This is a genomic window from Herbaspirillum sp. WTB6 (genome assembly GCF_057457785.1).
In genome coordinates this window covers 470,986-484,812 of sequence record NZ_CP176522.1, presented here as the reverse complement: position 1 = coordinate 484,812, position 13,827 = coordinate 470,986, and the positions used below count along the sequence as shown (strand labels likewise).

At 53.7% G+C, this 13,827-nt stretch carries 13 protein-coding genes; 8 read left to right on the top strand and 5 right to left on the bottom strand.

All coding sequences use genetic code 11. The features are described from left to right. Nucleotide 1: 1 nt before the first annotated feature. Genes ACK2VC_RS02245 through ACK2VC_RS02235 form a run of 3 tightly spaced genes read right to left on the bottom strand, consistent with a single transcriptional unit; the run spans nucleotide 2 to nucleotide 3,021 of the window. Entirely contained in the window at nucleotides 2–1,810 is a 1,809-nt protein-coding gene (locus tag ACK2VC_RS02245) for a metallophosphoesterase family protein (protein WP_486731966.1), read from the bottom strand. Then, a complete protein-coding gene (locus ACK2VC_RS02240; protein ID WP_486731965.1) occupies nucleotides 1,807–2,301 on the bottom strand; it encodes a 3'-5' exonuclease family protein in 495 nt (164 codons plus the stop codon). Before ACK2VC_RS02240 ends, ACK2VC_RS02245 begins: the two co-directional genes overlap by 4 nt. Further along, entirely contained in the window at nucleotides 2,302–3,021 is a 720-nt protein-coding gene (locus tag ACK2VC_RS02235) for a metallophosphoesterase family protein (protein ID WP_486731964.1), read from the bottom strand. Nucleotides 3,022–3,483: 462 nt separating this feature from the next. Here ACK2VC_RS02235 and ACK2VC_RS02230 point away from each other — a divergent pair, with 462 nt between their 5' ends. From ACK2VC_RS02230 to ACK2VC_RS02210, 5 genes are all read left to right on the top strand, one after another. Beyond that, nucleotides 3,484–3,744: a transposase gene (locus tag ACK2VC_RS02230; protein ID WP_486731963.1), complete on the top strand. Its 261-nt coding sequence runs from the start codon at nucleotides 3,484–3,486 to the stop codon at nucleotides 3,742–3,744. Nucleotides 3,745–3,841: 97 nt separating this feature from the next. Further along, nucleotides 3,842–4,015, top strand: coding sequence for an IS3 family transposase (locus tag ACK2VC_RS02225; protein ID WP_486731962.1), 174 nt, complete (start codon nucleotides 3,842–3,844; stop codon nucleotides 4,013–4,015). Nucleotides 4,016–4,240: 225 nt separating this feature from the next. Beyond that, complete coding sequence (locus ACK2VC_RS02220; protein WP_486731961.1) at nucleotides 4,241–4,969, top strand: CBS domain-containing protein; 729 nt, start codon at nucleotides 4,241–4,243, stop codon at nucleotides 4,967–4,969. A 388-nt stretch (nucleotides 4,970–5,357) separates the two neighbouring features. Continuing rightward, complete coding sequence (locus ACK2VC_RS02215; RefSeq protein ID WP_486731960.1) at nucleotides 5,358–6,353, top strand: phospholipase D family protein; 996 nt, start codon at nucleotides 5,358–5,360, stop codon at nucleotides 6,351–6,353. A 10-nt stretch (nucleotides 6,354–6,363) separates the two neighbouring features. After that, nucleotides 6,364–6,936, top strand: a complete 573-nt coding sequence (locus ACK2VC_RS02210; RefSeq protein WP_486731959.1) for a hypothetical protein — start codon at nucleotides 6,364–6,366, stop codon at nucleotides 6,934–6,936. A 415-nt stretch (nucleotides 6,937–7,351) separates the two neighbouring features. Here the strand turns inward: ACK2VC_RS02210 and ACK2VC_RS02205 are convergent, their stop codons facing one another. Both ACK2VC_RS02205 and ACK2VC_RS02200 read right to left on the bottom strand, forming a co-directional pair. Continuing rightward, the gene (locus tag ACK2VC_RS02205) at nucleotides 7,352–7,855 is read right to left on the bottom strand and encodes a hypothetical protein (protein ID WP_486731958.1); all 504 of its coding nucleotides are present in this window, start codon (nucleotides 7,853–7,855) and stop codon (nucleotides 7,352–7,354) included. Nucleotides 7,856–8,109: 254 nt separating this feature from the next. Continuing rightward, the gene (locus ACK2VC_RS02200; RefSeq protein WP_486731957.1) at nucleotides 8,110–9,327 is read right to left on the bottom strand and encodes a hypothetical protein; all 1,218 of its coding nucleotides are present in this window, start codon (nucleotides 9,325–9,327) and stop codon (nucleotides 8,110–8,112) included. Between the two features lie 1,900 nt (nucleotides 9,328–11,227). Here ACK2VC_RS02200 and ACK2VC_RS02195 point away from each other — a divergent pair. From ACK2VC_RS02195 to ACK2VC_RS02185, 3 genes are all read left to right on the top strand, one after another. Then, on the top strand, nucleotides 11,228–11,704 hold the full coding sequence (locus ACK2VC_RS02195; protein ID WP_486731956.1) for a hypothetical protein: 477 nt from the start codon (nucleotides 11,228–11,230) through the stop codon (nucleotides 11,702–11,704). Nucleotides 11,705–12,178: 474 nt separating this feature from the next. Then, a complete protein-coding gene (locus ACK2VC_RS02190; protein WP_486731955.1) occupies nucleotides 12,179–12,940 on the top strand; it encodes a metallophosphoesterase family protein in 762 nt (253 codons plus the stop codon). Between the two features lie 198 nt (nucleotides 12,941–13,138). Continuing rightward, a complete protein-coding gene (locus ACK2VC_RS02185; protein WP_486731954.1) occupies nucleotides 13,139–13,816 on the top strand; it encodes a DUF1819 family protein in 678 nt (225 codons plus the stop codon). The last annotated feature ends 11 nt before the right edge of the window (nucleotides 13,817–13,827 follow it).

Below are 13,827 nucleotides of genomic sequence, written 5' to 3'. Positions count from 1 at the left end.
TTCACAGGTTTGAAACGATCTCCTGGACTGACCGTATGGGTTCGGTCGCACTCGAACGAAGGAACAGTGGGGCTTTGGAATACGTACTCTCGCCAATGACACTATCGATGCTGCGGACACCGATAAAGTAGGCTCTTGGAATCCGATCGCCATTGAGAACCAGCTCAAGCGTCTTTTGCACGATTTCGACATCCTGATTCTTCAACACGAACAGATCAAAACGCTCCAAAGAATCCGAGAGCCGCCGCAGTGACAGCTGCGGCAGCGGCTCGTACCAGACTGTCATCTCTTGGTCATGAAGAGCCTGCACGGCACGATCCATCAGCCGCTGCCACTTCAGAATTGCGGCCTTGGCAGCCCATGGCACCGCTTTTGTCCACGAAATCCAACTCGCCATCCAGTCCAGTTGCACCAAGTAATCCTGGTGCAGGTTTGGTTTGCGCCCAGGGAAAAGAAAGGGAGCGCATGGCTTGGGGGCGCCACTTGGCCAAAGCCGCTTTTCAATCTCCTGCCCGGAATAGCGGCTCTTGATCAGATGCCTGACATGCATCTTCAAAAAAGAATCCAGTTCATTCGTGAAGGCGGCACATGTGTCTGCGAACACCTGGCGCACGCACTCGGCCGGAACCGTATTACGCAAACTCAGGTGCTTGGACAAGCGTACCGCCTCACGGCGCAGCGCGCGCATCTTGGCGAGTGGCCCGCGCTTTGCAAACACGATGTGCGACAACGGCCGGGCCTGGCCATCGGTCAAATCGATAGTGAGCTTCCTGTCAAAATGCAGCGCTTCTCCGCAATAAGGATTTGCCGCATGCCGTTCCTGATCCCGCCTGATAGTCTCTTCTGACACCGGCCAACCACCAAACAGTGCCCAAAGTGCACCGATCTCAGTACTGAGCGGCTTTTCGTAATATCCACGGGGATTGCACAAGATGCGTACACCTGCATCGATTACATCGATACCTTGGTGCAAATGTCCATGGCAGAACAGGTCGATGTCATCCGCGTAGCGCGACAACAGACCTGACAGGTCGCTTGCGTAGTTTCCAACTCGCATCAGTTCCCGGTCTCTTCTTTGATTCCAGCTCGCGGGGTCGAGTAGAGATTGCGCTATTCCGAATGACTTTAGCGATGCGAAACTGGGTGCGTGATGACTGACGCATATCGTCGGGCCATCCCGATACGGTTGGTTCAACTGACCTTCAAGCCACGTGATCGTCTCTTGGTGCTCGAGATAGGCGATGACCGGATGCCACCGTCCCGGCTTCGGGATGTAGAAGCCATGACGCCGGCATAGCCGCTCGACGCGCGCGCGCAGTGGCCCCGCGGCATAGCGCGCCGCCTTGATCTGGCGGAAATCGTTCGAACCACGCATGGATTCGGCAACCAGGCTGTCGGCTAGGTGCCCAAAATTGGTCCACAGCGTCGCGCCCAGGAACCGGACCGTGGCACAGCCATCTATCTCGACCAACACCGTGTCACGCTCCAGAACGCGCACCTGGGTACCTTCTGCCAGCTGTCTTGCTTTCACCACCGCGTCGTCCAAGTCCGCATCTCCCCAGCGCTCGTGGTTGCCCAGCACGTAAATCGCCGGCTTTCCGATGGCAGCCAGCCACGACACAGATTGCTCCACCGAAATCGATATGTCGCCGGCCGCGATGAGGATGTCGTACTCCAGGTCCGCGGGAATCTCGTAGGGCCCGGTTTCCAGATGCAGGTCACTGACGAGATGCAGCCTCGGCCAAGGCTTGGCCAGCACCAGCGGGCCTACCTTTGCACTGGCAAGAGATTTGAGACTGATCTTCATCATGACTTACCACCCCATAAATAAATTGGGCGGGCTGTCGACAGACTCATGGGCCGGTAACTGAATCGATTCGCCATGGCGTCGTGCAGGGCATGATGATCCGACAAGCCGGTATCCATAAAAAACTGTTCGACCACCAGGTCGTTAATTTCATGATAAATATTTTGGTGGAACAGCCAGGGCGGAATCGCAGGCAGCGCGGCTTGAAACAGGCTCCAATCACCGTCGTAGTCGTAGGCAATCACCGGATTGGATTTTGAAAATCGCCGCAGCCAGGCCGCCAGATTTCGGCGAAGCGTTTCGGTATTCATGACCAACTCGGGCCTCTTCCCCAACTGCGGCAATACCGTCTCTTTCACAAAGTCACTACACCGGCCCAGATCAAAGTCGTTCAGTTCGGCATAAAACTGTTGATTGTCTTCGGATACCAAGCCGATAGAGATCAGTTGTGGCTGGTTGAAATCCGAGAATTCCGTATCGAGAAAAATAAGCATCTAACTTCCCATCGCGATGAGTTCAGTCAAAGTAACCGGCCGGTACCCGATTTTTTCAACCGAGATGTTGCGGTGCCGTCGTCCCGAACCAAACTCGTCTGGATTCAGAGTGCTGGCATGAACGTGGCCGTGTACATTCACAATGAATTCGCCCGGCCGTGCCGCATCCATCACTCGTTCCGGTACCGGGTAATGCGTAATGAAGACGTCTGGCAATTCGATGGTGCTGACGATCGCATCGACCGCCAGTTTCAAAATGGTCTGGGCGTGCTTGTCGCAGTCGTGATTACCCAACACCAATAGCTTCAAGGCCGGTATTTGCCGCAGCCAGGCATTGGTAGTATTGATGTCGGTCATGGTGATGTCGCCGCCAAAGACCAGACAATCGTGCTTGGTGACAGTGGTCAAGGCGTTTGCAAGCAGTAGGCTGTCGGTTTCGCTGGCGCTGCGGCCACGCAAATTTTCGAGTGCCTGATGGCCTAGGTGGAGATCACTCCAGAAAAGCAAATGTCCGCTTTGCAGGAACTCGATGAGCCGGGATCTGATGTCAAGGCCGGGTTGTCGATGGGCGTGAGTCTCTCGCAGCCTGTCCACAAAATTCGATGCTGCCGGTTGGCGCTTCACGCCATCCTGGCCGATGACGGGCGTGGCTAGGTAATCGAAGTAGGCCGCGCTGAGGCTATTTTCGGGTATCGATGGTTGCGCTGATTTCCTTTTCATGCGTAAAATTTAGCCGCTTTTTTGGCAGGGTGGTAACCAGATTTGCAGAAATGCTTGCAGTATGGTTTTCGAGATATTTCATACACCAAAGGCTGTTGTAGGAGCGCCACAGGCCGCTTTGCAGCGAAGTTTCTTAAATATGAAGGGGTGTAAAAGCAGGGTGGGGAAGGCGGTGATGCAATGGCCGCGTGTGTGCCGAAAAATGCGTGCGCGTTGCCGCTCATTCGCGTTTCAAGGTTGTTGGAGCTCGGTGCTTTTCACCGGCCGCTCAAACATGTTCGACGATCAGAACAAGGTGAGCACGCCATTCCGAAGAACAAATTTCTTTTTGGGGCTGCGGGCAGATCTTTCTCAAGTCACAAATCCGTTATTGATTTTTTGGCTTTGAAGTCGGTGAGAGGCTGATCTGCTCCCCGAGATTAGTACGGCGCTGATGTAGAGTTTGCTTCTCGGGAGGCAGGCATGAAGAATCGATTTGCGGAAGAGCAGATAATTAGGGTGCTGAAAGAAGCGGAAGCCGGCATCAAGGTTGCCGAGATCTGCCGCAAGTATGGCATCGGCGACGCGACGTACTACAAGTGGAAGGCCAAATTCGGCGGCATGACGGTGTCGGACGCGCAACGGCTGAAGGCGCTGGAAGCGGAGAACGGCAAGCTGAAGCGGTTGTTGGCCGATGCCATGCTGGACAATGCGGCTTTGGAGGATGTCGTTGGCCGAAAGTAGTAGGCCCACAAGCCAAGCGTGATGCGGTGACGCATCTGATGACAGCCCACCAGTTGGTGTCACGCGCGCTTGTGGGCTGATTGGCATCTCGAGGTCCTTGTATCGATATGAATCGACGCGACCGGACGATAAGGCGTTGACAGAACGATTGACGACACTGGCCGGCCAAAAGCGTCGCTATGGATACCGCCGCTTGCATGTGCTGCTGTGCCGGGAAGGCTGGCGCATCAATCGCAAGCGGACTTATGGGTGTATCACGCCGCTGGCTTGATGGTGCGACGACGCAAGCGTAAGCGCATTGCCGGCATTGAACGCTTGGACAAGGTCATGGCTTTCGCACCCCCAAAACGCGTGGCCGGCTGGTTTAATTAAGCTCGGCCTTTCGCGAATGACGCAACTCAGCCAAAAAGCGGCCTTCCAGAGAGGTGTTCGATGACAGTTCCTAGCTTACTTCGAGTTCATCTTATACCTTCAAATTGATCGGCTAAAACCCTAAATGCTAAACTCTGATACCTTTCTCAATACCTTCGCATCTATCGAAGCGTGGCTCCGTAAACAGGTCGCAGCCGATCGCTTGGCATCGTTCTATCAACTCGTTGAGCATGCGGCTGAAAAAAACTCCATCGTGCGTCGATACCGAGACGACCTGAAGGAATTCGCTGATCTCCGCAATGCCATAATTCACGAACGCACTGATGGTCACGTTATCGCAGAGCCGAACAGCCGGGCTGTCGCTGACTTCAGGCGCATTCATGATGCGCTTCTGAAGCCTCCAGTCGTATTCCCACAGTTTCAGAAAATAGTCCAATCGCTCCACGCCCAGGAGTCCGTCGGAAAGGCCGTCTTTGATATGCGCGACGGCTCATTCTCCCAGTTACCAATCTTATCTGACGGAAAAATCATTGCTCTCCTTACCTCCGAAACGGTGGTACGTTGGTTGGCGGCGGAAGTCAAAAATGACCTCGTCAGTCTTATGGAAACGAAGGTTGAAGCTGTCCTGCCACATGGAGAAGGCCAAGAACACTACTGTTTTCTTTCCAAGCGCGCGACTCTTCAAGATGCACTCTCGCGCTTCGAAGACTTTACAACCAGGGGGAAAGAACTCAATGCAATTCTCATTACCGAGGATGGCAAACCAGACCAACGTCTTATGGGAATTCTCACCGTGTATGATCTCCCGGCCGTACTAAGAACACTCGGCCTCCGCCGCTTATCGGTCAACTAAGCCTATTATTCCGGTACTAACGAGCCCGTTTTGGGGAATTTTGATTGATAGATTGGCGCCGAGCTTGTGGGAAAAGGTGAGAAAATTCGGCAGCCAAAAGAAGTTGGCCTGCCAGAACCACTGTGCGGTTTTCCCGATGTCGAGAAGGGTCGTTCAAGCCACGAATTTTTCTAAGAATTACGTTTTCGCATGACCTCAGTCGTGAAGCAACTAGGTATTAGCGGGCACTTAGCGACCAAAAGAAGGCGTGGGATGCAGGTGTATATGGCCAATGCAATTCGCCCGAAAGCCCCCGCAGAGTGCCGCGTGTGCTCGTCACCAGCGTTCACTTTTTTGCACTGACTTGGGTAAGATGCTGTGTACTTGTTTTCTGGAAAGTTTCTGCGTCATGAAATCGCTTCTAAGCGCCATTGCCCTTCGTAAGGCGATCCGCAAGGTCCTTCAGGATCCGGATGACGATCGCATCGTTGCTGTCGGTTTTGTCGGTGCCGACCCGCTGGAGTGGCTACCGTCCCCAGAAGGCATCGAACTTTATTGCTGGCCGCGGGCAGGAGCTACACACTCCGACGGTATCGACAAGCTCCTCACCGCCAACGTGAATGTTCACTTCGTGGACCGCCTTCACACCAAGATCTACTGGGGACGTAACTCGGGCGCCGTGATCGGCTCAGCCAATCTGTCGCACAGCGCGCTGGACGACGGCGGACTCATCGAGGCAGGGATGCTGCTTGGCCCTGGTGACCGCGAAATCAAACGGTTCCTGCTCTCATTAAAGAAAAAATCGGTCGGAAAGGACGATCCCCGATTTTCGGGTATGTTCGAGAGACTACGCGAAGCCGATATCATTTTTAGGCAACGCAATCCCAAGCCAGGTGGTCGCAGTTCCCGTTTCCGACGTGATCGCACGTTTGCCGAGTGGCTGGCGATGCCCCATCGTCAACAATGGCAACTTGGATGGTGGGACGAGAACACTGCACCACCGCGTGATGCGACTGCCCAGTACAAGGAAAAGCATCCAGGGAAGGCATACTCAAACTGGCGCTCGGGCGAATCCAAGAATGAGATCAAATCATTTGTGGCTACGATTGATTTCAAGGTGCGAAAATCGCGTTGGGGTATCGCGTTCTCACCTATGCCGTTCTGGTGGTATCCGGAGCGTCCCCTGATCTCGTCCGAGAAGAAGTGGCGTGACAGCCCGTACCAGTGGTATGCACAGGTTAACGTGCCGTCCGGCCGGGAAGTGCCGTTTGATATCCGTGACAAGGGCTTCCTCAAAGCACTTGATTCGGCGGTTAAGGCCTATGGGGACAATATGAACGAGTTGCGTGGGCCGGTGAAGGACGATTTTGTGAAGCTCCTTGCACAGCATTACGAAAGGGTGTGACGTGAACAGATTGGAAGAATTCGAAAAGGGCCTGCTTTCGCTGATCGGTAGGCCAACCGGCTTGCGTCCTTTTGTATGTGATGGCTCGCCGCTGGATTGCGAAGCGCTCATTGTCGGCCTGAACCCGGCGTCTCCCATGAAGGTGGATTTCTGGGACTTCTGGCATTCTGGGAGCGGTTTCGACAAGGTACGGTGGTTCCAGACATACAAAGCGGAACGGGCTGCCCGCCCATTGAAGCCTGGACGAAAACGGCGCAACGCGGTCAGTAACTCGCGGCGTGTCGTCGAATGGTTAATCCCAGCTCTGAGCCCGGTCAAGTGCCTGGAAACGAATATTTACTCCACAGCCACTGAAGAATTGCGCGATCTCGAGCAGAAGCGTCGGATCACTGCTCCGTTCGACTTCCTGCTCGACGAGATTAAGCCGAAGGTTGTGGTCGTGCACGGCAAGGACGCGATCATGCACCTGCGCCAGAAGACATTGCCGATCAAGATAATTGAGGTGAGCCACTTTTCCCGCGGATGGAACGAAGAAGACGCGCGCGACTTGGGTCGCCGGGTTCGGGCAGCGCTGGGACGCTAACATATCATCGAACGTACATTTTCGACAGGCGTCGCATACGCTGACCGCTGGTCCTTTCCAACCGTTGATTGTCCGCCTTCCGGAAGCATGAAAGACAGCTTTGGATTGAGGAATCTACCGGTCGTCAATTTTTCCATACAAAGCATTGTTTGGTGAGGATTCATGATGCACCGCACCGAACCATTTGCATCAGAATCCTAATGTGGATTTCTCGGCTTGTAAGACCCCCGCTTATGTGTTCAGACACCCGGCCGCTAACGTCTGACCCGTGGAGTCTGGAGTCTCTAGAAACCTGGTGCTCGGCAGTTTTAATACGCGAATGGGCGATGACCTTAAAATACGAATAAGTGGCTTTATCGACGCCAATATGAGGTACCACCATGATCCTGATGTAACCAGGTAGACGGTCTTAATTTCAAGACAGTTTCTCTTGATTCGCCACTCGCCATGCCCGATATCCCGCCATCATTGCCCTGGCATCGGCAAGCGCATGATGTCGCGGCCATTCCGGCGAAAACGTATTATCTGCCGCTTGTTGGTAGACCGAACTGCCAACAATCTCAGCTGCAAGTAATAAGCAGTCTCCTACGTTGGACGGAGGCTGCGCCGAATCCTCACCTTGCAATACGTCAGCGAGTAACTCCCAGTCCGAAGAATAATCGAATACCAGCGTGGCCGGTTCCGGTAAGGTGTCGAACCAAGCACGCAATCGGCCAGTAAGTTGTTTTTGGATGCAGGCCGCATTGGGTACACGTCCTAATACCGGCAATACCGCCAGACGGACAAACTCACTACATTCATCGCCTCGATAATCGGTTCGTTCGGCATAGAATTCACGGCCGTCTTCCGTCACAAGCGCGATACTAATCAAATCTATCTGTACAAAGTCAGTGAATTCGGTATCCAGGTAGACCAACATCAACGATTTACCCCTTTATTGTTTCGACGCCATATCCATCTCCTGCAGGATCCCGCACACCTTATTTATTACTCCCGGTTCGGATTACTCATCCAAGCTCCGACATTTTTATCCGCCATATAACCCGGTGGAATTTGAGTAAAAAAAATTTTCCAAAAACCTTTGGTTTTTGCCAGGAACAATGTATTGCATTACCCAATTCGACCCAACGCGGTACCGCACATATATATTATCGGAACAGGGGGCGCAATCCTCTACCCGCTAAACGGCGTCGGCTTTAATCTGGCTTTTGGCATCGGCGTTTTTGTCTGGCCACCGCCGTATGGTTTTCTGATTTTTACCTTATCGGTTGCCCGGACGGAAATCGGCGTCACCGCACCTGTGCGTTTGCCGGCCCCGCCATAATAACTCGCGCTTTCCGTAGAAACGTGGCCCATCGCCATCGCGATTTGGACCGGCGACTGCTTATCGGCTTTCAAGTCAGCCTTGAAAGCGTGTCGCGCACTGTAGGCACTCGTACTGGCCGCCCCGTGTCGATTTGGGAATGCCTTTTTGCAGTAATAAGCCACCAGGGCCCGGTAGGCATTGGCATTCCGGTCGGCACCGATTACCGAAGATTCGGCATCAAGCAGCCCTAACAGTACTGATGCCATGCCCGAGTCAGCGTCAAAGACCAGTTCGCGCTTTTCTTGCCCAGCGTGGCCTTTTCTCACTTTGGCACCAGTTACCAGCAGTATCAGTCTGCCGGCTTTGACCGTGACCTGCACGCCTTTCGCAATCTCCGCCGGACGGGCTCCGGTCAAGCATTGCGTTAGCCAGCAAATCCTTAATGGTGTCGGCATCAATGCAGCAACGGCTTCCCGCCAGTTGTCCGGCAAGCGGCGCAAACTGCGTGCCTTGGATTGGCGCGGCCGTTTCATTTTTCCGTCACCGGAAAGGGCGCCAGGCAATCCTCTTTCCGGCATCGCTTTCAGGTGATTTGCAGAGTCAACCAGCACGGCCAACGCGGGTCCGTATTCGGCAATCAGCTCCGGCGTGTCCTTGCCGAGCCGGATCGCACGCGTCAGTACGTCGATTCGCTGTTTCGATTTCCTGATACGGGCGACCAAGATGTGTTGCAGCGCAGCCCGGTTCTTGTACCAGGCACCTGTCGACGACGATTTTTTGGCAGCCCATGTCCACACATCGGTGCCAGGAGGGGCGTTTTTCAGAAGCCGATTGGCGGTTTTCCGGTATTCGCGCGCTGTTGCTTCCGATGGGGCGCCTGCCATCTGCTTTCTTTGCTCAGGGTCCTTGACCCTGGATGGCTCGATGCCTTTCGCTTGCAGGCGTCGATTCATCATCGCTTCCGAATACGCATTGAGCATGTTGGTGGTCTCAATTTGGAGCGCGTAGATTTCCTGCTCCGAGGTTGGAATCCGAAAGGTTGGCATCTTGTCTTCCCGGTCGCGTTGGTCGTTGATGGGTTTCATTTTCGTTTGGGTACCATGTCTAGCTGCCGTGGCCGCTCGTGTTTCTCCGGCCCTTGTGAGGGCCTGCGCGTCGCCCTACGGACTCCTTGCAAATCGTCCCGGATGAAGCTTCCCGGGACATACTCGCAAAAGATTTAGCAAGCTAAATCTTGTGCGAGTATGGGTGACGCAGCGGCGCGGTTGGCTCCATATTTTGGCTCTGTCAAGGTCTCCTAAATAGGATCCGAGTTGGCGGCATTATTTGAAATCGTCAAGTGCGCGTGACGCGTCATGGGCACATAAATAGCCTACACGATGCCTTCCGAGAGTGCCAAATTAGGTAGCCTGACTGTGGCCCTCCGCAAGCCATAACTTGGCCTTCGCGCCTTGCACGCAGTTTGCTTGTGCGAGCGCATGAAAATCGGGCAGGTTAACTCCAGCTCGGGCTATTCCGGTATCACGACAGGGTTGGGTCGCGGTTGTGCCAGCCATGCCGGGATTCCCATCAAATTGCATGGCATGCCCACGGATGGCGTACAGGCGGCGTACAGAGGGGGTCTGTGGGGTCGCCGAATGTGGGCAAACCGGTGCGACAGTGGCATGCGTGCCTCTTATGGCGCCGAATGGAGTTCAATCGGTACCGATTCAGGGTACGAATGTCGCACAACTGGAGGCAATCGGTATGGAGGGTGTCCGAATGTGCGCCTACCGGCACCTTGCGCACCTGGCTTATGGACGCAAAACGAAGGTACCCGGACCTCGCGCCAGTTTGCATTCCGAGCCGGTATAGGCCCGCCTGCCAGCCCCTGCCAGCCGTTTTCGACTTCATGGCCAGCGGATTCAGGAGCCAAAACGTCTTTGTAACGCGTCCATGCAGATTCAAGTCCGGAAACCGGAGTGCCGACGGGGCTCACGACGGTTTCCTGCTGCGAAAGCCGACAGGTGTCGTGTAGATACTCCGCCGTGCCCACTGCCCAGACATTCTCGAGTCAGGGATTGTGGCCTGCGCCATGAGGTGCACACCCTGACCTGAGTGAATCCCCGGGTCAGTAATCTGATTTGTGGGCTAAAGCCGTGAAGGATGGCTTCCGGTTTGGAAGATGAGGTTGGGGGGGCGGGAGCCTGTTCTTGTAAAAACCTGGCTTCTTCTTGTGACTCGGACATGCGCTTCTTGCAGGGCTCGTCTCGGACCGCGTATTGATCGGTCTCGTTGGCCATGCGCCCATCGGGTTTTCCAGATAATTTTCGGCATCGACATCGCTTTATAGCCTGCGTTGAGCATCGATTATTCAGCCGGGCGATGTAGGGCGAAGAGAGGGCCGCGTCGTTTTACGCTCACCAATTTAGAGCTCATGTTGTAAAACAGCCACGCCACTTAAACTACGTTTTATTAATGGTAGATAAGATATAAATTACACTAATCACCACTATGAACAATTCAATCATAATAATAAATAGTTCGCATGGAGATTAATGGTTTATCAGATATCTTATTTATATAGATAATAGTTTTCTATAGATTACCTATTACCTGTTGGCCATTTTTGCACTAATATTTAGCCAGATTATTCGATATTGAGTGAGGTCCGACGCCGAAGAACGGTGGATCGCTCGAGGCGTTTTCGTAATATTAGATTGACCAGCGCCGACCTCTGATATATCCATCAAATATAGGTGCTGCGTCAATTCTCCAAGTATCGAATAGTCACCATAATCCAGATTAACCGATATTTACCTGCTATAACTGTGGCGCTTTACACTAATGGCATCCCGTGTTCCCATGCGCCAATCCCGTCTTGGGGTAACTAGCATCTCGGAGAGCAGATAAATTTTCGCCATATAAAATGGTTGTTCTGGGTTCTTTTTGTCGAAACCATTAATATCTAGTTCGGATTTTTTGATTTATTTAAGGAGTAGTTAAATGGCAAATACCGGTCTTAAAAAAAATTCAGTAGTCGGTGATTTCTGCGACGAGATGAATGAGTGCCTGATGCGTCGCTTTGAATATAAGAAGCGATGCGCAGATTGGAATCTCAAACGTAACATCGTTGCGGCTTATAGAGAAAAAGTGGACCTCTATTTACGCCTCCATCACGGCTTAAGCCCAGAACATTGGCCGTCTGAAACTTTGGTCATCGCGCGAATCGGATTTGCGAAGCAGAGGGTCGGACATGGCACGTGGCTTCTGAAGCGACTGGTGCAGTTGGCACCGATATATGGATACAAGAACATCGCGATTGAATCCGCAGGTTCTGGAGACAGTATCCAAAATTTCATCCGCAAGTTTGGATTCCAACGCTTATTGCCTAAGTACGAACGAAACAACAAAGATTGGATTATTTCAGTGAAGGAACTCAAAGCCCGAATGCTCTCATATGAATGTGTCCCTGCTAAATAGGGCTTTCACCATTTGATGGGAAAAAGTCCAAATTGACTGCGCAGGGATTCGCCAGTAGCTGGCCTTAGGCGAGAAATTTGACAATTTGCGTCCAGCCTGTCCTGCTGGCTTACTGGTCTGGAACCTGATCTGTCGGAGAAGCTAATCTGTTTCTCGGGCAAAAATACGGGGTTCTGTGACGCCAAGAACTCGGGCGACGTGCTCCAGCGCTGCCTCGCGACGCACAATACGAATGTGATTATAAGGAAGGGGCCGGCTGACTTTCGTATTGGCGTCGCAGTAAAACATTCTGATTCTCTGTCCGGATACCTGGTTGCGGTCGCGTGCGATGGGATGACATGCTACGCAGGTGTATCAGTCCGTGACTGAGACCAAATTGGCCAAGAGATCATGGAAAGCGTTGGCGGGAGAATGGCACTGGGCGTGACTGGCCAACTGACTTGTTGCAGCCGTCCACAGTTGTCGAAAGACCACATGAAAATACGATTGTTGTCAGATTTGCATCTTGAGTTCGAGGTGCTGCCGATTCGGCAGGGCGGCGAGGACATAGTGGTCTTGGCCGGGGACATCGGTACCGGCACGTCCGGTATCGAGTGGGCAAAGGAGACTTTTAGCTGCCCGGTCATCTATGTCGCCGGGAATCACGAGTTTTACGGTCAACACTTTGACGACCTGATACCTGAGCTGCGCGCGGCGGCCGCGGACACCAACGTGCGTTTTCTTGAGAACGATGCCGTCATTATCGATAACGTGCGGTTTGTGGGCGCTACACTTTGGACCGACTTCAAGTTGTATGGCACCCCGGACAATTCAATGGAGATCGCAAGGGGATTGATGTCCGATTTCAGAGTGATCCAGGACGGAGCACCGAACAGGCGAGGGAGGCTGCAACCGATGCAGACGGCGAAGAGATTTCACGAGTCACTGGCGGCCATCATGCAACTCGTCAAGGTGCCGTTTGCCGGGAAGACGATTGTTGTTACGCACCACCTACCAACAGAAAAATCGGTCGACAAGAAATACAAGGGCGACCGGTGCAATCCTGCATTCGCGTCGAACCTTGATGAGTTCATTCTTCATCACCCAACCATAAATTACTGGGTGCATGGTCACACGCACGAAAGTTGCGATGCCATGGTTGGGATGACGAGAGTTCTTTGCAATCCCGGTGGGTATCCGCATGGGGGAAGCAGAGAAAATCGGAGCTTCGAAATCGAGTGCGTTTTCCAGCTGTAGCGAGGTGTTGGCGCTGGCGCTAATCGTAAATGAGTCGAGTGGCCTCAAGACACAAGTCCTGCGTCGCCACGTGTCGCCAGGAGATTACTGCCAGCTAAGTTGCGCTCGCTCAATACGGTCAGTTACACTGGGTAAAATAGAACACAAAGTTTCTGGGGCCATGAAGCACCTCGCAACCATCGTAATTCCTGCGTCCGCATGACGCGATACAACGCAGAAATCTCCGCTGGGTCACTGTTGCCGCTTGAAAGCAGGCGTATCGCCACCTTGCTCTTGTCCGATCCAGACCAAACGGCATGGCTACACGCCATCGAGACCGAAAACATCCTGCAGAAAAAGACGCCGGCCACCGCCCGCCGGCAAGCCACGCTCCTTCGACGACGCCTGACCACGCTGGATGCGCAGGCTTGGAAAATGATGACTGAGCGGGAGAACGAGGTCGTCGCCCAGTTGCTCTTGGCGGCGGCCGTCAAGCACCGCCAGTTGCTGGGCGACTTCATGCTCCGCGTCTATGCCGACCGCCAGCGCCGTCTTGAACCAGCCCTGGCGCCGTCCGACTGGCAAGACTTTCTGGCCGAGTGCGCCCACCATGATGCCGCCGTAGCCGGTTGGTCCGACTCCACCAAAGCCAAACTGTTCCAGGTCATCGTGCGTATCGGTCTTGCACGCGACCGGCTTGTGCGAGCGCATGGAATTCGGCCGGTTCAACTCGTGACTCCGGCTCGGACTATGCCCATATCCCGACAGCGTTGGGCAGCGGCTTTGCCAGCGAGGCCGGGGTTTCCATCAAATTGCACGGCACGGCCACTGGGCTTCCCCCGATTTCACGGACACATCGTTAAGCACATTGTGGATTTTCAAATTGTACTGGGCTGAGATAGCCGAAT

Bases quoted from the DNA above. Each gene is read 5' to 3' on its own strand.
- ACK2VC_RS02245 (WP_486731966.1), bottom strand. From the start codon at position 1,810: ATGATGAAGATCAGTCTCAAATCTCTTGCCAGTGCAAAGGTAGGCCCG.
- ACK2VC_RS02240 (WP_486731965.1), bottom strand. From the start codon at position 2,301: ATGCTTATTTTTCTCGATACGGAATTCTCGGATTTCAACCAGCCACAA.
- ACK2VC_RS02235 (WP_486731964.1), bottom strand. From the start codon at position 3,021: ATGAAAAGGAAATCAGCGCAACCATCGATACCCGAAAATAGCCTCAGC.
- ACK2VC_RS02230 (WP_486731963.1), top strand. From the start codon at position 3,484: ATGAAGAATCGATTTGCGGAAGAGCAGATAATTAGGGTGCTGAAAGAA.
- ACK2VC_RS02220 (WP_486731961.1), top strand. From the start codon at position 4,241: ATGCTAAACTCTGATACCTTTCTCAATACCTTCGCATCTATCGAAGCG.
- ACK2VC_RS02215 (WP_486731960.1), top strand. From the start codon at position 5,358: ATGAAATCGCTTCTAAGCGCCATTGCCCTTCGTAAGGCGATCCGCAAG.
- ACK2VC_RS02205 (WP_486731958.1), bottom strand. From the start codon at position 7,855: ATGTTGGTCTACCTGGATACCGAATTCACTGACTTTGTACAGATAGAT.
- ACK2VC_RS02200 (WP_486731957.1), bottom strand. From the start codon at position 9,327: ATGAAACCCATCAACGACCAACGCGACCGGGAAGACAAGATGCCAACC.
- ACK2VC_RS02195 (WP_486731956.1), top strand. From the start codon at position 11,228: ATGGCAAATACCGGTCTTAAAAAAAATTCAGTAGTCGGTGATTTCTGC.
- ACK2VC_RS02190 (WP_486731955.1), top strand. From the start codon at position 12,179: ATGAAAATACGATTGTTGTCAGATTTGCATCTTGAGTTCGAGGTGCTG.
- ACK2VC_RS02185 (WP_486731954.1), top strand. From the start codon at position 13,139: ATGACGCGATACAACGCAGAAATCTCCGCTGGGTCACTGTTGCCGCTT.